Here is a 26,114-nt window from a genome sequence, read left to right as displayed (position 1 = left end):
ATAATAAATGATAACCATAATATCATCAACCAACAGGCCAGGAAGTTCAACGCTCAAACTTGCCAATGTTTACCGGCAAAAACTTCACGACAAAGGTGTGGACGCAGGCATTTTATCACTTGCCCAACTGCCGCCAAACGTTATTGAAACCGATCTCTACAACAAACGCAGTGCAGAGTTTGAGCCTATCCAGCAAATAATTACCAATACAGATAAATTCATATTCCTTATCCCCGAATATAACGGCAGCTTTCCGGGCGTGCTCAAGGTTTTCATTGATGCCTGCAGCTTTCCCGAAAGTTTTTATGATAAAAAAGCGGCTTTGGTGGGCTTATCATCGGGCAAATACGGTAACATTCGTGGGGTTGATCATTTTACCGGCGTTTGCCATTACCTGCACCTCAACATTATGGCGCTCAAATTACATATAGCCGCGATACACAAAGAGTTTGACGAAGAAGGCAACCTTTTTAAACCCGATACCATAAAGTTTGTAAACGAGCAGATAGAAAAGATCATCAAGTTTTGATTCTTTGATTTCACCGATTGGATTGATTCACTGATTGATGGCTTATCATACCAGAATAATGAAATCAATGTACAATAAGCACCCAACCCGATAATAATGGTGCATTGTTTTTAAGATCGATCACATAGTAATAAGTACCCGAAGGTAAAATATAGCCTTTATAGGCTCCATTCCAGGGTTTATCGTAACCTGTAGAGGTATATACTTTTTGCCCGCTGCGGTTAAAAACATTCATCGTACTTTGCGGATAGGTTGATAAAGCTTCGATATCCCAGTAATCATTTAAGCCATCTCCATTAGGCGAAAACGTGGTTGGGATGACAATTTTTTTATAAACCCGCACAAAAACAGAAACATTAACAGATCCACAGCCAATACCTGATGAAGCTTTTAGGGTATAAGTAATATCATCGGTAGGACTGGCAACAGGGTTTAGTTTGGTTGGATCATCAAGTCCGTTTGCCGGGCTCCATAAATAACTGCCGGCATATTTTGCCTCGGCATCCAGTACTACTGACTGCCCCTCAAAGATCTTTTTTTGCGGACTTATACTTGCCTCGGGTATAGGCATAACCGTTACGGTTACCGTTTGGGTTGCTGTACACCCCTCATTGCTGGTTACAGTTACAGTATAGATAGTGGTTTCGGCAGGCATGGCGGCAGGACTTGCTGAGGTTGGATCAGATAACCCGGTAACCGGCAACCAGCTATAGCTTTTGGCATTAGGGGTAGTTTCATTGAGAATGGTGGCGCTGCCCTTACAAATTGGAGCGGGGGTGATAAGCGGTATCACAGGTTTTAAATTGACAGTTGCCTTCACTTTATCCGATAGGGTTGGACATCCACCAGCCGAAACTATAGTAACCTGATAGTCACCTACTGCTGCAATAGTAGCATTATCAATAACCAAAGGGTTTTGAGCTTTATTAGCAGCCGTAACACCAGGACCGCTCCATTCATGACTTATTGCACCAGGTGCATTTGCGGTAAGTATAAGCGCGTCCCCTTCGCATACCGGCGGAGCGGTAATGGATGGTTTGTCAAGGTAAGCACTAACCGTTACAGTGCGCACATCCGAATAAACACGGCAAGTTGGCGAATTAATATTATCCCCCTCGGCAGCAGCCATTCTATACAGATAAGTGCCTGCCGGTTTATTTACATCAAATTGAAATGAATAACTGAGATTTGTTGCTCCGGGTATATTTACCCAGTTAACACCACCGTCGGTACTGCTTTGCCATTGCTCTTTAGGATTAATGTAGCCATTGTTCAGATCGGCAATTAGGGTATAATTTTGAACCTGCCCTTTACAAATATTTTTAGGTTGCGTGTCGTCAACTGTGGTAAACCCCACCTTAATAGTAGGACCGCAAGCCCGGAATTCAATATCATCAAGCAGCAAGTCGTTTCCGTAGCCACCCGGGCCATTATTTCTTATTTCCAGCACAATTTGAGTAACACCGGCACCTGTTGAAAATGGCACACTATATTTAATCCATTCGGGGTTTGCGGTAGGCTGTATGGTATTTGTATCATACTGGGCTAACACTGTTCCATCCGGCTTTTTTATGGTAAACAGTAAATCGGGCTGCACAGTGTTTGCATCGCTTGATGAGAGCTTCATCAGGTTAAGCACATATGCCGAGAACTCATAAGTCGTGTTTTCGCAAAGATTAAGATCTTTTGTTTCCGTAAAAAAAACGCTCGGCGCATATGATGCGTTCACGAGCATCATGTAGCCTCCTGCATTGCCTGTATGATCATGATTTACCGTATGCCATGTATCATGACATCCGGTTTGACTGCTTACAATAGAATATTGACCGTCATTGGCACAATCGGGTACGTATGTCATGCTTGTAATGCCTGGCGATAATGGGCCTCCAATAGTATTAACCCCAGATCCAAAATCAAGTTTCACTACCGGATCACCATAACTTCCGTTACAAACGGCTGTCTGCCTTTTAACTTGCATATAAGTTATAGCAAGTAAAACTGACAGAAATAATTTAACGGAATTCAAATGCATTAACCGGCGGAAAATATAAACATCGAGCTACCAAAAATATATTTTTTTGGCTACGCCGGCGCATAAAACCGGTTAAATCAAGAATATATTTCATGCTGCAAAACAAGCACTTACTCAAATGCCCGTCCGCTCCTCCTTTGTGGAAAGCAATGTTCCAGTTATGCTACAGCCACGGGTTAAACCCCCGCGGCTGTATATGCTTTTTTACCATTCCCCCTTTAGGGGGTTAGGGGGCACCTACTCCTTCTTATAATCCTTATGTACAATTAAAAAACTCGCACGCTCTTCTTTATGAAAAGGAATATTCCAGTTGCCCTGGTAGGTGATTTTGGTGGGTAGTGGTTCACCGTCAAAATTGTTAAGTTCGATGTTCATCTGCACATTAAAATCAAAGAACATATTGCTGAACTTCATATCGATATACCGGCCCAGGATCTGGAAAGTGCGCTCATCAAAAATGGTGGTCATTTCCTTGATCATGGTGTCACTGTCGGATGTGCTGGGCTTGCACCTTACCTTAAAACGATAAACAGGAATAGTATCGAGGTATTTGCCACGGGCAAATTCGTAATAATAATACTGGCGCATGTCGGCCGAAAAGATCTCTGTTTTACTGCTGATGAAAGGGATTCCACTTACTTTGCGCCCCGGCGTAAAGATCAGCGTTTTGAGTTTGCTTTTGTACGATTCATTTTTACCTCCCGAACCCGGCAGGGCATCGCCTTTGGTGAAATCAGAGTTATAGGCGTTCATGAAAATAAAGTCGAACATCTCAACGGTGTACAGCTGGTACTTGCCGTTCTTTTTGTAAACATCTCCACTGTCCTTTTTGGCTACGTATTCTATTTTATGCTTACCGGCTGCATTGCTGTGCAGTATCTTGCGGTAGATGCGCCCATTTACTTTATTCTTATTGTCGTAAGTAAAAATGCGGTTTTCGGCAGTAAAGCCGAAGCTTTTCATATTTTGGAAGGCTTTGTAAAAGCCGGTATCGGCCAGTACAGCATCAATAAAATCCTGCGCATTGAGTTTATGCGAGCGGATATCAACCAGCGAATCGATAACGATAGTACGAATGGTATCCGGATTAAAGCGATTGATCTGCTGGGCTTTTGCAAGCAGGCCTGTTGAAGCAAGGATAAGGATCAGGAGTAGTTTTTTCATTAAATTGAGTAAGTCATCCTGAACTTGTTTCAGGATTCCACAAGCATGGTCGCCATCATGCTGACGACCATGCTTTTGAGGTGCCGAAACAAGTTCGGCATGACGTTTTTTTAGTAATTTTAATTCCCTAACTGCTTAACCGCTAAATAAGCCATCAACCCTGTGCTTACTTTAAATGCATCTTCTTCCACATCAAAAGTTGGTGTATGTACAGATGAAGTGATACCGCGGGCCTCATTACGGGTACCGAGGCGATAGAAACAACTGCTGGCAGCCTGTGAGTAATAAGCAAAATCTTCGGCAGCCATCCAGATGTCAAGGTCGAGCACGTTTTCTTTACCTAAATAATCTTCAGCATGAGCCCGGGTGGCGTGGGTCAATTTTTCTTCATTAATGAGGAACGGATAACCACGCATGATATTGAAATCGCAGCTTCCGCCCATGCTTTCGGCAATGCCTTCGGCCATTTTTTTCATACGTTTATGGGCTTCCTCACGCCATTTCTCATCCATGGTACGGAAAGTACCCTCCAGGTAAACCTCATTAGGGATAACGTTAGTTGCACCGTTGGCAATTACTTTACCAAATGATAATACTGACGGGCTTTTTGGATCGGCGAAGCGGCTAATTACCTGCTGCAGGGCAGTTAATATATGAGCAGTAATGATTACCGGATCGATATTTTGTTGCGGCTGTGCGCCGTGACCGCCTTTACCTTTAACGGTAACATACAGCTCATCAGTTGAGGCCATGTATTTACCCGCACGGAAGCCTACCTTCCCCGCATCTATCAAAGGCATCACATGCTGCCCTAATACGGCGGCCGGTTTTGGATTTTCCAAAACGCCTTCCTTAATCATGAGACTTGCGCCGCCGGGCAGTTTTTCTTCGGCGGGCTGAAAGATCAGTTTAACCGTACCCGCAAACTGGCTTTTCAATTCGGTTAATATTTTAGCTGTGCCTAACAACGATGAAGTGTGCGCATCATGACCGCAGGCATGCATTACCCCCGGGTTTTGCGATTTATACGGAACATCATTGGCTTCCAGTATCGGCAGGGCATCCATATCGGCACGCAGGGCAACAACATTGCCCGCATCAGATGGCTTTTCGCCTTTGATGAGGGCTACCAATCCGGTATCAGCCATTTTGTGGTATTCCAAACCAAGCTCTTCAAGCTTGTTGGCTACAAAAACCGAGGTTTGCAATTCATGAAATGAAAGCTCGGGGTTGGCATGCAGGTGACGGCGGTTAGCCACTACCTCATTGAATATTTTTGCGGATAATTCCTGTATTTGCTCTTTAATCATTATTAGGATCCGTTTTAGGGAGGTTTATTTTTTCGGAAATGATGAATATGCTCGAAAACGATGAGCGCAGCTCCTGTACCAGTTTTTCGGCTTCGAGGCGGGTGCGGAAATCACCTGCTTTTACTTTAAAGTTGGGCTCGCGGTAACTGATGTAGGTACGCAGTTCGGGATATTGCTGCTGCAAGCGGTTTTGTGCGTTGTAGGCATCCTTACGGTTTGAGCCGCTGAAGAACTGCACCCGGTACCCATAGGATGAATAACCGGCTGCATCGGTACCCGCTATGCTGTTCAGCGTAAACCTTTTGGCTATCAGGCTGTCAACCAGTGGGTCTTTTATTACTTCAACCTTGCCACGGGTTTGGGCAAAGGTTTGGGTTGATGCTATTAGTAATAAAACAAAAAAGCAGAATCTGATAATGGCCGGTTTAGCTGATTGATCAAATACTGCTTTTTTCATTCTTTTTATCTAATAAAATATTGTCATGCCGAACTTGTTTCGGCACCTCACAAGCATGGTCGACTACATGGCTGCGACCTGTTCTATGAGATCCTGAAACAAGTTCAGGATGACGTTTTCAAGGATAGTCTTAATTCTGCCCTACGCCGTGGCAGTTTTTGTATTTTTTACCGCTACCGCAAGGGCAGGGGTCATTACGGCCAATTTTGTTTTCAACCCTTACCGGGGTGATTTTTTGCGGCTCCTGGGGAAAATCATCCATAGGCACACCGTTGCTCTCGCTTACTACTTCGGCCTTGGTGGTTTTCATTTTGCGCAGGTCGAGCTTTGGTTCGGGCTTTGCTTCCCTTACCTCTTCGGCCTGTTGCTGAACCGGGATGCCCCCGCGGAACAGGAAGCTTACAATTTCCTTGTTCACATTGGCTAACATGCCACGGAAAAGCTCAAACGCTTCAAACTTGTAAACCAATAATGGGTCCTTTTGTTCGTAAACCGCGTTTTGTACCGATTGTTTTAACTCGTCCATTTCGCGCAGGTGCTCTTTCCATGCATCATCGATCAGGTACAGGGTAACGTTTTTCTCGAAAGATTTAAACACCTCGTGACCATGGTTATCAACCGCTTTTTTAAGCGGAACAGCTACCTGGATGCCGTGAATACCATCACTGAAAGGAACAACAATATTTTCCACGTATTGACCGCGGGTTTCATAAACGTCTTTAATAACCGGGTAAGCCTGTTGTGCAACAGCTTCCTGTTTACGTTTATAGAAATCCATTACGGTTTGGAACACTTCATCAGTAAGTGCCGGGATTGATTTAGCAGTGAATGTATCAGCATCAATCTCCATATCAACCGAGAATAAACGGATCACTTCAAGCTTAAAGCCTTCGTAGTTGGCACTTTCTTTATATTCGGTAACAATGTCCTCAACTACATCAAAAATGGTGTTGCTCAGGTCAACATCCAAACGTTCGCCAAACAGGGCGTTTTTACGTTTAGTGTAGATCACCGTACGCTGTGAGTTCATCACGTCGTCATATTCCAGTAAGCGTTTACGAATCCCGAAGTTGTTTTCTTCCACTTTTTTCTGTGCACGCTCAATTGATTTAGAGATCATGGAGTGCTGGATCACCTCGCCTTCTTCAATACCCATACGTACCATCAGGCTGGAAATTCGCTCTGATCCGAATAAACGCATCAGGTTATCCTCTAACGATACAAAGAACTGTGAAGAACCCGGGTCACCCTGGCGACCTGAACGACCGCGCAACTGCCTGTCAACACGGCGCGACTCATGGCGCTCGGTACCTACAATGGCTAAACCGCCCGCGTCTTTAACGCCTGGGCCCAATTTAATATCCGTACCACGACCAGCCATGTTGGTAGCAATGGTCACCGTGCCTGCTTTACCGGCTTCGGCCACAATATCGGCCTCTTTCTGGTGCATTTTGGCGTTCAGTACGTTATGTTTGATACCGCGCAGCTTAAGCATACGGCTCAATAATTCAGAAATTTCAACAGATGTTGTACCTACCAGTACCGGGCGGCCGGCTTGTGTTAGCTTAACGATCTCTTCGGCAACAGCATTGTATTTTTCACGTACGGTACGGTAAACCAAATCCTGCCTGTCTTCGCGGGTGATGGCGGAGTTGGTTGGTATTTCAACTACATCCAGTTTATAGATCTCCCAAAACTCGCCCGCTTCAGTAACAGCTGTACCGGTCATGCCGCAAAGCTTGTGGTACATCCTGAAGTAGTTTTGCAGGGTGATAGTAGCAAAGGTTTGGGTAGCATCCTCAACCTTTACATTCTCTTTAGCCTCAATAGCCTGGTGTAAACCATCAGAGTAACGGCGGCCATCCAATACACGACCGGTTTGCTCATCAACTATTTTCACCTTGCCTTCGTCAAGAATGTATTCGGTATCTTTTTCAAACAGCGTATAAGCTTTCAACAATTGGTTAACCGAGTGGATCCGCTCAGATTTAATGGAGAAATCACGCATCAGCTCATCCTTGCGGGCAATCTTTTCTTCGGTACTTAATGCTGATTTTTCGATCTCGGCAATTTCAGTACCTACATCAGGCATTACAAAGAAGTGAGGGTCCTCGCCTGAAGCGGTAATCAGTTCGATACCTTTTTCAGAAAGCTCAACCTGGTTGTTCTTTTCGTCAATAACGAAGAATAGCTCAGAGTCAACCTTTGGCATTTCCTTGCCCTGGTCCTGCATGTAGTGGTTCTCTACCTTTTGCAATATGGTACGGTTACCGCCTTCACTCAAAAATTTGATTAATGCCTTGCTTTTTGGCAAACCACGGAAAGCACGTAATAAAGCTAAACCACCGCCGTCAACATCAGTATTACCATCGTTAATCGCTTTTTTAGCTTCGTTCAATACGCCGTTAACATAGTTTTTTTGCGCGTTAACCAAACGCTCAATGCGTGGTTTCAACTCATAAAACTCATGCTCATCACCACGTGGGATAGGGCCTGATATAATTAAAGGTGTACGGGCATCGTCAATTAAAACGGAGTCAACCTCATCCACCATGGCATAATGCAATTTGCGTTGTACCAGCTCTTCCGGGCTGCGTGTCATATTGTCACGCAGGTAATCAAAACCAAATTCGTTATTGGTACCAAAAGTAATATCAGCAAGGTAAGCGGCACGGCGCTGCTCAGAGTTTGGCTCATGCTTATCGATACAATCAACTGATAAACCATGGAACTCATACAGCGGCCCCATCCACTCACTATCCCTGCGGGCCAGGTAATCATTCACGGTTACGATGTGAACACCCTGACCTGCCAATGCGTTCAGGTATGCAGGCAGCGTGGCTACCAGCGTTTTACCTTCACCTGTTGCCATTTCTGATATTTTACCCTGGTGCAGTACGGTACCGCCAATCAGCTGTACATCATAATGAACCATGTTCCAGGTAACTTCGTTGCCGGCTGCAATCCAGGTGCTGCTATGAAAAGCTTTATCGCCTTTAATAGTAACGTTGGGTTTGCGGGCAGCAAGGGTGCGGTCAAACTCGGTAGCGGTAACTTCTAATGAACTATTGGCAGACAGGCGGCTTGCTGTTTCTTTAACTACAGCAAATGCCTCCGGCAATATATTCATCAATATATCTTCAAGCTCTTTATTACGGTCTTTTTCAAGCTTATCAAGTTGAGTATAAAGCTCAACCTTTTCTGCTACATCCATATCAAGCTCGTTTTCTGTACGATCTTTAATGCCCTGTATTTCACTGTCGATGCCAGAAAGGCCTTCGGCAATGGTTTCTTTAAAATATATGGTCTTAGCCCTAAGCTCATCATTACTCAGGGAGCCAAGTTTTGCATATTCAGCCTTAATTTTCTCAACTATAGGCTGTATACTTTTTACATCCCGTTCTGATTTGCTTCCGAAAAGCTTACTGATAAAATCTAACATATTATTTTATTATGATACAACCCGGTTCAACAATTGCGCCATAGCGGCTATTAGAGCCAAATTGACAGGCAAATGTAAGATTTTGCGCCGAATGCCGAAAGGATAATACCTTAAAGCGCTGCACAGGATGTAAGATTGACATTACGGTGTTTGTTATTGTTGTTGTCTTGAATCAGAATTTGCAGAGTTAGAGGATTTACAGGATAATGTCTGAACCTGAATTTATAAGATTTAATGAACTAACAGAAGCTTGGCAAATCCGATAAACTCCTTAATCTCTTTAATTCAGGTTCAGAAGACTCCCCACCCCCTCCTGTCCTTACGACAACATGCATACGTTACTTTGAAGCGGATCAGTTACCATGAGGGCAGGACAACTGGTGAAAACTGATCTCCGATCTCCAATTACTAACCATTCTATTCCGTTTTCAAACTTTTTACGGGATTCATAGAAGCTGCTTTGATGCTTTGATAACTTACCGTGAGCAGCGTTATGGCGATAGCCCCTATTGCGGTGAGGCCAAATATCCACCATGATAAATCGGCCCGGTATTTATAATCCTGCAGCCAGCCCTGCATAAAGTAATAAGCTATTGGTATGGCTATCAACAATGATACCGACACCAGGAGCACAAATTCCTTCGACATTAATTGCCATAGGCTGAATACCGAAGCACCCAGCACTTTGCGTACACCAATTTCTTTAGTGCGCTGTTCGGCCATGAATGATGCCATACCGAATAAACCCATACAGCTGATAAAGATGGCCAGCAGTGTAAAGAAACCGGCCAGTTTGCCTATCCGTTCCTCATTGGTGAACTTACGGGCATACTCTTCATCTGTAAACTTATATTCGAAGGGGCTGCCGGGGGCATATTGTTTAAAAACGGCCTCTATCTTAGCAATAGCATCATGGGCACTCATTTTTGAATTTAAGCGGATATCGACAAGCCCGCCCGGATCATTATCCAGCACAAATATTGAGGACTTAACCGGTTCGTATGGCGACGACATCACCATATCCTTCACTACACCGATGATCTTGAATTTTTTGCCCCAGTCTATTGTTTCGCCAACAGCGTGTTTAAAATTCATGAAGCGGGCGGCAGTTTCATTGATGATCATACTTGATGAATCGCCCACTTTATTGCGTTCAAAATCGCGGCCTTCAATCAATTTCCACTGGGCAACTCTGCCAAATTCCGGGCTAAGTGTTATCGTGGCAAAGTCGTCCTGTAAACCTGCAGGTTTACCCCGCCAGTTTAGGCCGCTATTGTTTGAATACACCGCGGTAAGCGGGCTACCCGACTCGGCAATTTCAATAATAGCCCCCGATTTAAGCAGATCGTTCCTTACGGCTTCAAAATGTTTATGAATTTCATCGGTGCGCATATCTATCTGTACCAGCCCCGTACGTTCATAGCCGATAGGCCTGTTTTTGGTGTACTGCACCTGCCTGAACACTATGATGGTACCTATGATCAAAGTAACCGACACGGCAAACTGTAATACCACAAGCACCTTACGGGGTATTGCCGCATAGCGGCCCGCTTTGAATGTGCCCTTCAAAACTTTAACCGGCCGAAAGGACGACAGGTAAAATGCAGGATAGCTTCCCGCTATCAGCCCGGTAATAATGCTGAAACTTAAACCCAACAACCAAAAAACCGCATTTCCCCAAAGGATGTGCATTGTTTTATCGGCCACGGCATTAAACCACGACAGCGTAAGCTGCGCCAGCAAAACCGAAATTAAAAAAGCAAACAAAGCTAATATTACCGACTCAATAAAAAACTGACTGATCAGCTGGCTCCTTAACGAACCTACTGTTTTGCGGATCCCCACTTCCTTAGCACGCTTTTCGCTACGGGCTGTGCTCAGGTTCATGAAATTGATACAAGCCAGCATCAGCACAAACACGCCGATAATACCAAACATCCACACAAATTTGACATCGCCGCCAACATTAAAGCCATCTTTAAAGCTTGAATAAAGATGCCATTTACTCATTGGATGCAGAAACACTACCGGTTTAAAGCTGGCACCAACATCATCGCCCTGGGCTTTAATGGCGTGTAATTTAAGATCTTTGATCTCGGCCGATACTTTGCCGGCATCAACCCCGGGCTTCAATTGCGCAAAGATTTGCCAGGAATTATTGCCCCAGCGTGTTTCCGCCCGTTTTAACCAGGCTGCGGTGGTCATATACAAATCCCATGGCGCTATAAAACCCAATTCACGAAATTCAGAATTATGCGGCATGTCTTCATAAACCCCGGTCACTTTAACATTCCAAACATTATCAATTTTGATGGTTTTAAACATCGGGTCGGTATCACCAAACAAAGCCTTAGCCAATGAAGCTGAAAGTAAAACAGACGATTTGTCTTTCAAACCATCACGTGTGCCTTTCAGCATTTTTAAAGTAAGCAGATCAGGCGCTTCGGCTTGCATATAACTTCCCTCTTTAGTGAGTTTTTTTTCGCCGTAGGCCATAATATGCCCGTAGTTCCAGGAAGAAAGCACCACATATTTAAAATCGTGTTTATAATCATCCCTTAACTTATACCCCAAAGGTATAGGCATAGCGGTTTGCGAACCTGTTACCCCGTTAAAAGTTTGATTTTGCCATACCTGAACTATCCTGTCGTAGTTATCGAAATTCTTATTGTATGATAACTCGTCCCAAATCCAAAGCCCAATAAGCATAGCCACCGCCATCCCTACCGATAAGCCCGTGATATTAATAAACGTATGCGCCTTGTTCTTAACAAGGTTTCGCCACGCAACGGTTAAATAGTTTTTAAACATTTACCCCTCCTAACCTCCCCAAAGGGGAGGGATCTTTGATTTTAATAATAATTTTTAGCCCTCTCCTTTGGAAAGGGTTGGGTGAGGTCTTACTCACTCCTCAAATTCTTCACCGGGTTGGCCAGCGCCGCCTTTATAGCATGATAGCTTACCGTTAGCAAAGTAATTACCACAGCCCCAACTCCTGATGCCGCGAAGATCCACCAGGTTATGGTCGACCGGTACTCATACTTATGCAGCCAATTGTTCATGTAATAGTATGTTGCAGGAATAGCTATAAAGAGGGATATCGTAACTAAAACCACAAACTCGGTGGAGAGCAACCGCCAAAGATTAGCTACCGAAGCACCCAATACTTTGCGCACCCCTATCTCCTTGATGCGCTGTTCGGCAACAAATGAAGCCAGGCCGAATAAGCCAAGGCACGATATAAATATAGCCAGCACGGCAAATATGGTAGCCAGGTTCCCTATCCGCTGTTCATCCGAAAACTTGCTTGCGTACTCATCATCATTAAACTTAAAATCAAACGGGCTGCCGGGGTTATATTTTTTGAACACCGGTTCTATCTTTTTTAAAGCCTCCTGCATGGGCATGGTTGGTTTAACCCTCAGCGTTATGAAGTTAACCCAGCCCGGCAACATCATAAATACAGTAGCTACCGGTTTTTTGTAAGGCGATTCCATCACCATATCCTTCACAACGCCGGTAACAACATGATCCTGTTTGTTCCACCTGATCACTTTCCCTACCGGATTTTTAATGCCGCTCATTTTCACTGCCGATTCGTTCAGGATAAAAGCCCCGGTATCTGTCGGGAAGTTTCTTGAAAAATCGCGCCCCTGGATAATCTTCCAGCCTACGGTATGCCCAAAATCATAAGTTGTAGCAACGGTACCAAAAGTTGGGTCGAAGCCCGCAGGCTTGCCCTCCCAGTCGAAACCTCCGTTATTTGCCCAAATCTCTGTAGTAGTGCTGTTCGATTCGGCCATATCTTCAACCGCACCGGTTTGGATCAGGTCGTTACGCATGGTTTCATAATGTCCATAAATCTCAGGAGTCTTCATTTCGATAGAAAGCAAGCCCGCGCGCGAATAACCCACCGGCCTGTCTTTAGCATACTGGATTTGCCTGAACACGACGATAGTACCGATAATCAGCGCTATGGATACCGTAAACTGTACAACAACCAAAACCTTACGCGGCAGGGACGCAAAACGGCCAACCTTGAAAGTCCCCTTTAAAACCTTCACCGGTTCAAATGATGAGAGGTAAAATGCCGGATAACTGCCTGCTATGACGCCTGTAAATAAGGTAAAACCCAAAGCCAGGAGCCAAAACCAAACATTGCTAAATGGCATAGCTATTTGTTTATCGGCAATATGATTAAATGATGGCAGCGCTATCAAAACTATACCCAGTGTAACTACCAGCGCCAAACAGGCAAATATTACCGATTCGCTTAAAAACTGGTTGATGAGCTGTGAGCGCATGGAGCCGATAGATTTTCTGATCCCTACTTCTTTGGCGCGTTTTTCGCTTCGGGCAGTGCTCAGGTTCATGAAATTGATGCAAGCCAATAACAATACAAATACACCGATAATACCAAACAGCCAAACCATTTCAATCAGTCCACCAACAGGTTTGCTGTTTTTAAAATCGCTATACAGGTGCCATTTGCTCATAGGATGCACCTGTATGCTTTCATCATTCATCTTAAAATGTGGCTTGGTAATGTTCCTGATCTTGGCCGATACTTTATCAAAATCCACATTATCGGCCAGTTGAACATACAATGAGCAGCCATGATTGTCCCATGCTCCCGTTTGCGTGCTCCACCAATTATTTTTGTTAAAAAAGGGCATCAGGAACTTTGTTTCATAAAATGAAGTATTGCGTGGCAGGTCTTCATATACGCCAATAACTTTTAGGTTTGTTTGATTATCAGCCTTGATAGTTTTATTCACCGGATCGGCATTACCAAACAGCGCTTTGGCAATTGATTGAGATATAACTATTGATGAGGGATCCCTGAATTCGGTATAACTGCCTTTTACCATTTTCAACGCAAGCATAGCCGGCAAATCACCTTCGGCCCAGGCCCCAATTTGTGATATCTTTTTATCACCTGCCGAAAGAATATGCGCCCCACCCCAAAAAAGCGAAGTATGTTTAAAATCGCTGGCATACTTAGTGCGCAATTCAGCACTCAGCGGCACTACAGTCGATCGAAAAGTAGGCGTTTCTCCGTTTGCCGTTTGTGTAACCATGATCTGCCCCATTCGGTTATAGGTGCTATGGTACTTATCAAACGATAGCTCGTCCCAGATCCAAAGGCCGATAAGCATAGCCACCGCCATCCCTACCGATAAACCCGCAATGTTAATAAAGGCATGCACCTTGTTTTTAACAATGTTGCGGAATGCGATTTTGAGGTAATTCTTTAACATGATATTTTCATTAAGTCATTAGGTCATTGTTCCATTTTGCCTGCTTAATGACGCGCGGCAAATGACTCAATGATATTATTACTCCGATCTCAAACTTTTTATCGGGTTGATCAATGCTGCTTTAATACTTTGAAAACTTACAGTTGCCAGGGCTATCAAAATAATTAACGCGCCTGATAGTACAAACATCCACCACTGTACAGGTGTACGGTAAGCATAACCCTGCAGCCATTTTGAAGCTGCATACCATGCTATCGGCGACGCGATGAGCAGGGCGATTACTACCAGCATCATAAACTCCGATGATAGCAGCCTGAACAGTGAGCTCACGCTCGCGCCCAGTACCTTGCGGATGCCTATTTCTTTTACACGCTGCTCGGCTGTGAACATAGCTAAACCAAGCAAGCCAAGACATGATATAAAGATGGCTAAAAAGGCAAATGCGTCCGATAGTTTACCAATAACCTGCTCATTCTGGTACAACTTCTTATATTCCTCATCCGAAAAATTGTAATTGAACGGGAAGGCCGGGTTAAGTTGTTTACATATTTTTTCCATACTGGCCAATGCCTCGCGGGTTTTGCCGGGCTGGGTGCGCAACAGGATACTGCCATAGTTCTCATTTTCGGCACACCGTAGTACTAATGGCTTAATTTCTTCATGCATGGAGTTAAAGTGAAAATCCTTGATAATACCTACTATTTTTCCATGCTTGCCCCAAAAGGTCAACGGCTGGCCTATCGGGTTTTTATACCCTATCCTTTTCAGCGCGGCTTCGTTAAGGATATAACCAACAGAATCTGTAGGGAAATCTTTCGAAAAATCGCGACCCTCCAGCACTTTGATCTTCATAGTTTTCACAAAATCGTACCCTACCGATGCCTGGGTAAACTGGATGCTGACATTCGGGTCCTTACCAATCCATTCAACGCCACCCGTTCCATTCTGGATATTAGTTGGCGTAGTGGTGATCCGCGTAATTGACTGTACCCCCGGCATTCCTAAAGCTTCTTGCTTAACTGCGCTGTATTTAGCCGTTAAGGCGCCTTCAAGCGGAATATAAACCAGGTTTTCACGATCATATCCTAAATTTTTTGATTGGATAAAATTCATCTGCCCCGATATAACTATTGTACCGGTAATCAGCACCACTGATAGTACAAACTGAAACACCACCAACCCTTTACGAAACAAAGTGGTACCGGTATCAAGTTTCAACCCTCCTTTGAGCACTTTAACCGGATTGAACGACGACAGGAACAAAGCCGGGTAACTCCCGGATACTAACCCGGTTACGAGCGTAATTACTACAAGTTTGAACCAAAAAGCTACATCATGAAACGGCAGCTCAATTTGCTTTTGGGTTACCTGGTTAAACAGCGGCAGCAACACAACCAGCAATATTAATGATACTAAAACCGAAAGTGTAGTGATCAGCAATGACTCAGCAATGAACTGGCCTATTAAAGCCGAACGCATGGCCCCAACTACCTTGCGTACGCCAATCTCTTTAGCCCGCTTAACCGAGCGGGCTGTGGTCAGGTTCATGAAATTGATACAGGCAATCAGCAGGATAAACACAGCCACTATACTAAAAATGCGTACGTATTCAATACGCCCCCCTACAATTTTCCCATCTTCAAAATTGCCGCGGAGATAAACATCGCTATAACGTATCATACCCAGATCAATAATAAAGTTTGATGTTTTGCGGTCGGTGCCGTTAAAAGTATCTAAGAAATGCGGGATCTTTTTGGCAAACTTTACCGGGTCGGCATCCGGGCGCAGCATAACAACAGTAGCTGGCCCCTGGTTGCCCCAATCGCGCGCCCAGGTATTTTCATCCAAAAAGTTATACCAGTTCATTATAAAATCAAATTTTTGCGAACTGTTATTGGGCATATCCTCATAAACAGCGGTAACTGTAAAGTTTTTGGAGTTTTCATAGCGGATGGTTTTACCAATAGCGGCGTCTGCACTGCCAAAAAACCGGTTAGCCATTTTACGCGAGATGGATAAGCTTTTAGGTGTATTTAAAGCAGTTTTGGCCGAACCCTGCAGCAGCTTAAAATCAAAGATCTTAAAATAATCTTCCCCGGCAGATGTGCCGCCTATCTTCAGTATCTTATCTCCCACCTGGAAGGTATTCCACTGATCAAAGCCCATATTTACGCCATATTGCACCTCGGGCAATGTCTTTTTCATCTCCTCGGCAGTACGGCCGGGAGTGTTATAGCTGCCATGCAGCTTATGGTCGTAATTCTGCAGCTCATAAACTGCATAGATTCGTGAGCCATTTTTAAACCACGAGTCCATGTCCAGCTCATTTTGTACCCAAAGCATGATCAGCAGGCTGCACACCAAACCTACCGAAAGCCCCGCGGCGTTAATAAACGCGTGCGTTTTATTACGCATTAAATTACGCCAGGCCACTTTTAAATAATTCTTTATCATGATTTTAGTTCATTTACTTTATATCATTGAGTCATCAGGTCATTAAGTCATTTTTTTATATTAATGACCTAATGACGCAAAGCAAGTGACGTAATGACTTTCATCATTCCGCCTTCAGGCTCTTCACCGGGTTCATCCTTGCGGCTTTTATGGCCTGTGAGCTTACCGTTACCAGGGCTATTACCATGGCCAGTACGCCGGCCAGGGCAAACATCCACCAGCTTATGGTTACCCGGTATTCAAATGCCTGCAGCCATTTGCTCATGCCCCACCAGGCTATTGGCGTGGCTATGACAAGGGCAATCAGCACCAGCTTTACAAAATCTTTTGACAGCAACTGTACAATGCCCGTTACGCTTGCGCCAAGCACCTTGCGTACGCCAATCTCTTTACTGCGCTGCTCCGCACTGAAGGCCGCCAGGCCAAACAGGCCAAGGCAGGAGATCACTATCGCCATCAGCGTAAAGGCATTGATAATTTGCGACAGGGTAACCTCAGTTTCGTATTGCTTTTGTACCTCAGTATCTAAAAACGAATATTCAAATGGTGCGTCGGCTATGTCTTTACGCCACAATGCTTCCATTTTGCCCAGCAGCGATTTATAGTTTTTGCTATTGGTTGATACCACCATTACATTAAATTGCCGCGGATCATTACGATAAACCAGCATAAACGGTTTTACTTCCATATGCAGGGAGTTATAGTTAAAGTCCTTCATTACACCGGCCACTTCAACAAAGGTCACCGGGTCCGGATCATATTGAGTATACAATCGTGTACCCGGAGCGGTCTGCGGGTTTAGTCCCAGTCGCTTACATAAGGTTTCATTAATGAGTACCCGGGTGGTATCTCCTATCCGGAAATCCCGGCCGGCAATTATTTTAATACCGTTAGCTTTGGCAAAAAACTCATCGGTATTAATGTTTTGCGCATCGGTGGCGGTGGCCATATTGCCCCCTGCCGTGTAAACTCCATGATCATGCGGCACAAACTGGCTCAGGTAGTTATCGGCGTTGCTTACGGTTTTAACTTCGGCCAGTCCTCTTAAATCATTTGCAAAATCTTTCATTTTGCCCTGCGTGGTATTGGTATAAAAATTAAAGATGAGCTTTTGATTTTGGTCGAAGCCGAGGTCTTTATTTTTTACAAAATTGAGCTGGCTGTAGATCACAATAATACCTGTTATAAGTACTATCGACAGCACAAACTGAAATACTACCAATGATTTACGGATCCCCGCTGCTGAAATATGATTGGTAAAATTTCCTTTGATCACCTTGATAGCTTTAAATGCCGATAAATAAAAGGCCGGGTAGCTCCCTGCCACAAAACCGGTAACCACAACTATCCCCATCAGCATTACCCAAAGTATATAATTGCTAAAAAACGTTAAGTGAATATCCGTGCGGGTAACCTGGTTTAAATATGGCAGCAGCAATATGAGCAATGGCAACGCTATGGCCACGCCCATGAGCGTCAGCATAAACGATTCGCCTAAAAACTGCTTCATCAAATCGCCCTGGCCGGCGCCTATTACTTTACGTACGCCTACTTCTTTGGCCCGTTTGGATGCACGCGCGGTCGAAAGGTTCATGAAGTTGATACAGGCCACCACCTGTATCAGTACAGCCACCAATATCATGATATACAGAAACGATGGATCGAGTGTTTTAGTAAGCTCATGCTCGCGCCCCGGCGTTGTGTGTATGGTAGTTATGGGCTGCAGGTGCAATACCTTTTTCATGCCGATGGCTTTCAGCTGGTCGGCACCGTATTTATTTAAAAAGTCCGGAAGTTTTTTTTCCAGCGCAGCAGCGCTGGCATTGGGGCGGAGTTTTACATAAGCATATAAAAAGTTATTACCGGCCCAGGCGTTGTTCCGCCTTACATACTCGCCCAAACCGCCGCTGTTCATGGCCATAAACATGCTGGCATGAATGTGCGACCGGCCTGCGCTTTCGTCGATAACCCCCATAACTTTAAAATCATGCTTACCAAATGAATTGTCGATAGAGATCATCTTCCCTACAGCATTTTCACTGCCAAAAAGTTTATCAGCAACCGGTTTCATCAGTACAATGCTATAAGGTTCGGACAGTACTTTATTGGCATTACCGTTAACAAAATGAAAGTTGAACACATCAAAAAAGGTAGAATCAACATAAGCAGCATCCTGCTGATAAAATGATTTTTCCTTGTAGCGTAACAGGTGCTGCTTGGCCCCAAATCCATCGGTGGTTACCAGGCGGGTAAACTGCAATACCTCGCCAAAATCATTTTTCATAGCCGGTGTAATAGGCGGCGAACTCGTGGCGCTGTTATGCTTATCACCGGTTAGCTCAAGCGATGTGGTGATACGGTAAATATCTTTAACATCTTTATGCTGCTTGTCATAGCTATACTGGTCTTGCACGTACAACAAAATGTAAAGGCAGCACAGTGTACCTGTGGCTAATCCTACTATGTTTATCAAACTAAAGGTTTTGTTCTTCAACAAAAATCGCCATGCTGTTTTTAAATAACTTTTTAACATCTTGAACCTTGATTTATATGATTTCAGGATTGGCATGATCCTGTTGATCAGCAAGCCTGTTTTAATTATTGTTTATAATGGCGTTCCCGTTAGCTAACGGGCCGGGCTTTACGCTCATACTGCACAAGGCCTTATCCGTCAGCCGACGGACGGTATCCGCTTCAATCCCTAACGCTGTCTGAACCGGGATTTGGAGGGGATTTTTTTGATTCCCGGGATTTTCCATCCTGATCAACAAAATCCTATGATCCGGCAAATCCTATAAATCCAGGTTCAGACAATTCCGAAATCGAACATCCGAAATCCGAAATTCAATTACTCCGTCTTTAAACTCTTTACCGGGTTCATCAGCGCGGCTTTAATGCTTTGATAGCTTACCGTAAGCAGCGCTATCATGATTGCCGCTATACCGGCGAGGGCGAACATCCACCAGCTCAAGGGCACACGGTAGGTAAAATCCTGCAGCCATTTGGTCATAGCATAATAAGCTATAGGTGTTGCTATTACAATGGCTATGAATACCAGCTTTACAAAATTCATGGACAGCATGGTGGTAATATTACCTATGGTAGCACCCAGTACCTTGCGGATACCTATCTCTTTGCTGCGCTGCTCGGCCATAAAGGCAGCTAAGGCAAACAGGCCCAGGCAGGCTATGATAATGGCCAATACCGCGAAACTGGTAAAGATGCGGCCCATGCGCTGTACATCGGCATACATGCTGGCAAAACGCTCATCCATAAAAGTATAACGGATAGGCTGGTTTGGTGCAAACTGTTTCCAGGTTGCGGTGATCTGCGCCAGGGCGTTCTTTACGTCGCCGGCTTTTATTTTTACCGATACTATCGATTCGCTTGCCGACAAATGAAGCACCATCGGTTCAATGCCATCACGCATGGATTCAAAATTAAAATCCTGTACCACACCAATAATGGTTCGGCCTGCGCCGTAATTAACAATCTTTTTACCTATCGGATTTTTAAGGCCCAGTTTTTTGGCCATAGTTTGATTAATGATCACCGCCTGCGAATCGGTTTTCATATCCGGGTCAAAATTGCGCCCGGCTACCAGTTTAATGCCCAGCGTTTGCAGGTAATCATGATCTATATCCCAAAACTGACCGCCAATACCGGCTTCCACTTTTTGCTTACCATCATTAAAAAACTGGTTCCCGTTACGCTTGGTACCCGAAACCGGCAGGAAATCGCTGATAGAAGCACTCTTAACGGTTGGCAGTTTTACCAGTTCATTCTTAAATGCCTTTACCTGGTTATCAAGCGTATTGGTACCCTGGATCATCACCACCTGGTCTTTTTCAAAACCCACTTTTTTATTGAGGATAAACTGCATCTGGTTGTAAATAACCACCGTACTAATAATGAGGATGATAGATGTTGTAAACTGGAAAACCACCAGTGCATTTCTGAGTACCGAACTTTTGCTGCCGGTGCTTAGTTTTCCTTTAAGTACGTCGGCAGGTTTAAAGCCCGATAGATAAAACGCAGGATAAATACCGGCTACAATACCAATCAAAAATGCGGATGCCAATACAACCGGTACCAGCCACCAGGCTGCCCATGGCATGCTGAGCGATTTGGAAGCCAGCACATTAAAATAAGGCAACAGTGCCCAGGCCAATATCAATCCTAAAACAAAAGAGCAAAAGCTGTATAACAATGATTCGGCTAAAAACTGCTGGATGAGCCCGCTGCGTTGTGAACCAACCACTTTACGCAAGCCTACCTCCTTGGCCCTGTTAGCTGATTTAGCGGTAGAAAGATTAATAAAATTGATGCAGGCAATCACCAAAATAAAGCCTGCAACTGCACCAAACAGCCAGATGAACCGGATATCCCCGTGCGACATACCATCATGGATATCATAGGAGCGCAAATTGATATCCTGGATGTTTTGCACTTTCATGCTAAATATATCCATTACCCGGTTCGCCCGCTTGTCGCCATTTTTGGTCATGTTGGGCACATAATAATTTTTAAGAATATTCGCGCTGACCTTTTTTTCAAAAGCCGGTATATTGGCGCCGGGCTTCAGCGCCATATAAATATGGTAGTTGTTGGCATCCCAGGTGGCTTGTTCCCCATTCCAGAACTCAACGCCCGAAAGGGTTATCAAAAACTTAAAATCGTGCAGGTGCGAATTACCCGGCATATCCTGCATCACAGCGGCTATTTTAAATGGCCTGGTTTTGTTATTATTCAAAAATATTACTTTACCTACCGGGTTTTGATCGGGAAAGTATTTATCGGCCTTGCTTTTTGAAATTACAATGCTCAAAGGTTCAGTCAGTGCATGTTTGGCGTCGCCGTAAACCATTGGTACATTTAAAATATCAATCAGGCCCTGGTCGGCATAGGCAAAACCTTCTTCGTGTGTATTATCAGCCTGGTCAGCTCGTTTAAGCTCATTGCTGCCCGCTCCCCAAAACAACGAATTAGGCATCAAACGACCCGATTTTTCTACCTCCGGAAAATCCTGTTTGATCACCTTCCCCATAACCGATGGCCAGTCAACGCCTTTTTCATGTGCACCACCGTCATGATAGTCGCCAATTAAACGGTAAATATTATTGGCATTGGGATAGTTTTTGTCAAAGCTCAGTTCATCGCGAATATACAGGGCAATTAAAAGGCAGGCTGCAATACTAAACGCAAAACCGCCTATTTTAATAGCTGTATACATTTTTTGCTTGCGCAGCTGTCTTAAAGCGATCTTTAAATAATTTTTGATCATGGCGGTGCTGTTTAAAAACGGGCTATGTTGTTTTAATTTTTCAGTACTGTTATAATTAGTTTGCCTGGTTTTCGCCGGTTTAACCGGAGATAGCTCCTCAGCTGTAAACGCTGGTGAACTTGTATCCTCAATATCTTTGATCTTTGCCTGGATCCTGCCGAACAAAGCCGAACTATCACTCTTTGGCTTTTCTTCTCCGTCATCCCACCATTTTGACATTAACCTGAGCTGACTATGAAGTTCGGGGTTTTCGGCCAGCAAAGCGTTTAACTCCTGCAACTCCTTTTCCGAAGCTTCATTAGCTAATTTCTTTGAAGCCAGGTTCCAAATGCGGTCATCCAGGTTCATATCTCAAAGGCTTTAGTTTATCAAAAGGCAGTGCACTACTGGCAATGTTGAATAAAACATGTGCCATTTATATAAATATCTAATTACCAACTAATTAAATAAAAATCACCGTTATTACTGTACGAAAGCGTACATCTGGTGTTCGGTTTTAGGGGTAGTTTTTTGGAGAAAGGTTGAAGGTTTTTTAAAGTGAGAGATCAGGAGCACCCGCTACCTTTTCCTGGCGCATGTATTGTGCGGAGGCCCGGGGCCTGGCTTACTTGTGCCTTCTCAAACCAAACCAGTACCTTTATTTAAGATCTTAAGCCCAAAAATCATCCTCCCCCGTAACATAATCCCTCCCCGCGCGTCATAGGTGATTTACGCACAAAACATTTTAGCTGCCGGGATGTATATTTGAAAATTAACTATCCTTAACAGCTTGTAAAAAGCAAACTTTTTGTACTATATATGACTGATCGCAAATTAATTACAAAACTCATGCTGTCGTGTGTGTTTACCACAGCTATGGCAACTGCTTACGGGCAGCAAACCCCTTCCCCCGAAAACCCGGCATTAAAAATCTACCGGGCCGCACCAACCAAAATCAACGACCTTGTCCACACCAAACTTGATGTTCGTTTCGATTACAAAAAACGCTACCTGTACGGTAAGGAATGGGTGACTTTGAAACCTCACTTTTATCCAACCGATAGCTTAAGGCTCGACGCCAAAGGCATGGACCTTAAAAACATCTCGGTAGTAAAAAATGGTAAAAACGTACCGCTTAAGTTTACTTACCAGGACAGCCTTTCGGTAGCCATTAAACTGGATAAGGTTTACCGCAATAACGAAAACTATACCATTTACATTGATTATACCGCCAAACCCAATGAGCTGAAAGCTAAAGGCAGCGCAGCTATCAATGATGCAAAAGGGTTATACTTCATCAACCCCGACGGCACGGAAAAAGATAAGCCAACCCAGATCTGGACACAGGGTGAAACCGAAGCTTCGTCGGCCTGGTTCCCTACCATCGATAAGCCAAGTCAAAAAACTACCGAAGAGATTACAATGACCGTACCGGCAAAGTATGTAACCTTATCAAACGGTAAACTAACCGCTCAAAAAACAAATGCCGACGGTACCCGTACCGATACCTGGAAACAGGAGCTTCCGCATTCGCCCTATTTGTTTATGATGGCCGTTGGCGATTTCAAGATCTATAAAGACAAGTGGAAAGATAAAGAAGTAAACTATTACCTCGAGCCTAAATATGCTCCTTATGCCAAAGAAATTTTTGGTTTTACGCCTGAGGTGATCGACTTTTATTCAAAAACTTTGGGCGTTGATTATCCATGGGTTAAATACTCGCAAATTGTAGTGCGCGATTACGTGAGCGGTGCAATGGAAAATACATCAGCTACCCTTCATGGCGATTACGTACAGGCTACCCACCGCGAACTGATTGATGCTAACTTCAACAATGGCCGCAGCACCATCGTTCACGAACTTTTCCATCAGTGGTTTGGCGATTATGTTACTGCCGAAAGCTGGAGCAACCTTACCGTAAACGAATCATTCGCCAACTTCAGCGAAACCATCTGGGCCGAACATAAATATGGTAAAGATGAGGGCGATGCTCACAACTATGCCGATATGCAAACTTACTTACGCTCGCAGGGAGGTAACACCAAAAACCTGGTGCGTTTTTATTATGCAGATAAAGAAGATGTTTTTGACGCTGTAACCTATCAAAAAGGCGGCCGCATCCTGAACATGCTCCGCAACTATTTAGGCGATGCCGCATTTTATAAAGGTCTTAATATCTATCTTAAAACAAACGCTTTTAAAAACGGCGAAGCCCAGCAGTTACGTTTAGCATTTGAAGAAGCCAGCGGCCAGGACCTTAACTGGTATTTTAACCAGTGGTATTATGGCGCCGGTCACCCGATACTGAACATCAGCTACAAATGGGATGAGGCTACCAAAACCGAAACCGTTTACCTGAAACAAACGCAAGACGGCCAAACCTTTAAACTGCCAATGGCTATAGATATTTACCAGGGCGGTAAAAAGGTACGCCATAAAGAATGGATGAATGACAAGGTAGATTCTATCAGCTACCAACTGGCCGGCAAACCGGATTTAGTGAATGTTGATGCCGATAAGATCCTGTTGACCAAAAAGACCGACAATAAAACTATTGATGAGTTTTCATTCCAATATTTCAACGCTCCTAATTACCTCGACCGCTTTGAGGCGATAGAAGCTGCTGCATCAGATCAAACCCGTCCGCAAGCACAAAAAATACTCATCGCCGCTTTAAAGGATAAATATTACGGCTTACGTATTAAAACTATCAGAGCGCTAAACCTTACCAAGGATGATGTGCGCAACGCCGCCCAACCAATATTGATCACATTAGCACAAACTGATAATAACACCCTGGTAAGGGCAGCTGCAATTACCGCATTAGGGAAACTAAAAGCAAGCGGTAACATGACCTTGTTTACCCAATCAATGTCAAGCGAATCATACGCTGTGCAGGGAGCTGCCTTAAATGCCATTGCACAACTTGACCCTGCAAAAGCCATGAGCTTAGCCAAAGGCTTTGAAAAAGATAACAAGAGCGCACTTACCGCCGCAATGATGAACCTATATTCAACTAACGGTAATGATGCCGAATGGCCTTTTGTATACCAGCACTTCATTGATGCGGGCATACAGGAAAAATTCAACGCCCTTAAAAACTTTGCCGATATGACCGCGAAAGTAAATAAGCCCGAATATGCCCAGCAAGGCATTGGCCAGTTGAAAGAAGCCGGTATTAAATTTAAGGTTTACGGTGCAGCGCCATTTATAATTACCCAACTGGAAGGCATAAAAGCCGCACGCACTGCCATGAAGGATGATACATCGGCAAAAGCTGCTGATGACGCTATTAAAGCTGTCAACGAAGCTAAATAACCGCGTATAAAAGTCCCAAAAAGGAAAGGCCACCTTTTATAAGGCGGCCTTTCCTTTTTGCTGAAAGCTTTTTTTGATGGTCTGTATTTTATAGCTTTTTGCTTTGAGCCTTCGGCTTTCAGCTTAAAGAGCTTACTTCACCAGTGTACCAATGGCCTCGCCGTTGGCAATTTTCATGAAGTTACCTTCTTTGTTCATATCAAATACAATGATAGGCAGTTTATTTTCCTGGCAAAGGGTTATAGCGGTCATGTCCATTACATTCAGGCCTTTGTCATATACTTCCTGGAAGGTGATCTCGTCGTAACGGGTTGCGCCTGGGTCTTTTTCCGGATCGGCAGTATAGATCCCGTCAACGCGGGTACCTTTCAATACCACATCGGCTTTAATTTCAATGGCGCGCAATGAAGCGGCAGTATCGGTAGTAAAATAAGGGTTACCTGTACCGGCACCGAAGATCACGATCTTGCCCATTTCCAGGTGGTGCATAGCACGGCGGCGAATGTAAGGCTCACAGATCTGTTCCATTTTAATGGCCGATTGCAGGCGGGTTTCCACACCAATGCTTTCTAAAGCATTTTGCAGTGCCATACAGTTAATCACTGTTGCAAGCATACCCATATAATCGGCCTGCGCACGTTCCATGCCCGATTTTTCGGCACTTAATCCCCTGAAAATATTACCGCCTCCAACAACTACCGCAATCTCAATCCCGGCATCATAAACGTTTTTAATGTCATGAGCATACTGCAAAACCTGGTTATTATCAATACCATATTGCCTTGTGCCCATCAGCGATTCGCCCGAAAGTTTCAGTAATATTCTTTTGTATTTCATTTGGTGTGATTTGCTAATAATAGAAATAGATGAAACCTGCTTTTGTT

The 26,114-nt window shown here is 44.2% G+C and carries 13 protein-coding genes; 2 read left to right on the top strand and 11 right to left on the bottom strand.

Going from position 1 to position 26,114, the window contains the following annotated elements; all coding sequences use genetic code 11:
* Window positions 1-7 precede the first annotated feature (7 nt).
* Window positions 8-529: an NADPH-dependent FMN reductase gene (locus SNE26_RS28400; RefSeq protein WP_321557194.1), complete on the top strand. Its 522-nt coding sequence runs from the start codon at window positions 8-10 to the stop codon at window positions 527-529.
* A 64-nt stretch (window positions 530-593) separates the two neighbouring features.
* Here SNE26_RS28400 and SNE26_RS28395 read toward each other — a convergent pair whose 3' ends face one another.
* The 10 genes from SNE26_RS28395 to SNE26_RS28350 all read right to left on the bottom strand — a co-directional run bounded on the left by SNE26_RS28395 (window position 594) and on the right by SNE26_RS28350 (window position 22,281).
* Entirely contained in the window at window positions 594-2,507 is a 1,914-nt protein-coding gene (locus tag SNE26_RS28395; protein WP_321557193.1) for a gliding motility-associated C-terminal domain-containing protein, read from the bottom strand.
* A 291-nt stretch (window positions 2,508-2,798) separates the two neighbouring features.
* Window positions 2,799-3,725: a hypothetical protein gene (locus SNE26_RS28390; protein ID WP_321557192.1), complete on the bottom strand. Its 927-nt coding sequence runs from the start codon at window positions 3,723-3,725 to the stop codon at window positions 2,799-2,801.
* 119 nt (window positions 3,726-3,844) lie between these two features.
* Window positions 3,845-5,035: an amidohydrolase gene (locus tag SNE26_RS28385; RefSeq protein ID WP_321557191.1), complete on the bottom strand. Its 1,191-nt coding sequence runs from the start codon at window positions 5,033-5,035 to the stop codon at window positions 3,845-3,847.
* Window positions 5,028-5,492, bottom strand: coding sequence for an SPOR domain-containing protein (locus tag SNE26_RS28380; protein WP_321557190.1), 465 nt, complete (start codon window positions 5,490-5,492; stop codon window positions 5,028-5,030). Before SNE26_RS28380 ends, SNE26_RS28385 begins: the two co-directional genes overlap by 8 nt.
* A gap of 130 nt (window positions 5,493-5,622) precedes the next feature.
* Complete coding sequence (gene secA, locus SNE26_RS28375; RefSeq protein ID WP_321557189.1) at window positions 5,623-8,934, bottom strand: preprotein translocase subunit SecA; 3,312 nt, start codon at window positions 8,932-8,934, stop codon at window positions 5,623-5,625.
* A gap of 417 nt (window positions 8,935-9,351) precedes the next feature.
* Window positions 9,352-11,745 carry an ABC transporter permease gene (locus SNE26_RS28370; RefSeq protein ID WP_321557188.1) on the bottom strand — a complete coding sequence of 798 codons (2,394 nt, stop codon included), beginning with the start codon at window positions 11,743-11,745 and terminating at the stop codon, window positions 9,352-9,354.
* Window positions 11,746-11,834: 89 nt separating this feature from the next.
* Window positions 11,835-14,195: an ABC transporter permease gene (locus tag SNE26_RS28365; RefSeq protein ID WP_321557187.1), complete on the bottom strand. Its 2,361-nt coding sequence runs from the start codon at window positions 14,193-14,195 to the stop codon at window positions 11,835-11,837.
* Window positions 14,196-14,273: 78 nt separating this feature from the next.
* Entirely contained in the window at window positions 14,274-16,649 is a 2,376-nt protein-coding gene (locus SNE26_RS28360; RefSeq protein WP_321557186.1) for an ABC transporter permease, read from the bottom strand.
* 103 nt (window positions 16,650-16,752) lie between these two features.
* Window positions 16,753-19,122 (bottom strand): FtsX-like permease family protein, encoded by a 2,370-nt coding sequence (locus SNE26_RS28355; RefSeq protein WP_321557185.1) that lies wholly within the window; start codon window positions 19,120-19,122, stop codon window positions 16,753-16,755.
* 375 nt (window positions 19,123-19,497) lie between these two features.
* Complete coding sequence (locus SNE26_RS28350; protein ID WP_321557184.1) at window positions 19,498-22,281, bottom strand: ABC transporter permease; 2,784 nt, start codon at window positions 22,279-22,281, stop codon at window positions 19,498-19,500.
* 450 nt (window positions 22,282-22,731) lie between these two features.
* Here SNE26_RS28350 and SNE26_RS28345 point away from each other — a divergent pair, with 450 nt between their 5' ends.
* Complete coding sequence (locus tag SNE26_RS28345) at window positions 22,732-25,230, top strand: M1 family metallopeptidase (RefSeq protein ID WP_321557183.1); 2,499 nt, start codon at window positions 22,732-22,734, stop codon at window positions 25,228-25,230.
* A gap of 132 nt (window positions 25,231-25,362) precedes the next feature.
* Here the strand turns inward: SNE26_RS28345 and pyrH are convergent, their stop codons facing one another.
* Entirely contained in the window at window positions 25,363-26,067 is a 705-nt protein-coding gene (gene pyrH / locus SNE26_RS28340) for a UMP kinase (protein ID WP_321557182.1), read from the bottom strand.
* Between the last annotated feature and the right edge of the window lie 47 nt (window positions 26,068-26,114).

Source organism: Mucilaginibacter sp. cycad4, from assembly GCF_034263275.1.
In the GTDB taxonomy this organism is placed as follows: domain Bacteria; phylum Bacteroidota; class Bacteroidia; order Sphingobacteriales; family Sphingobacteriaceae; genus Mucilaginibacter.
This window is presented reverse-complemented; position numbering and strand designations above follow the sequence as displayed.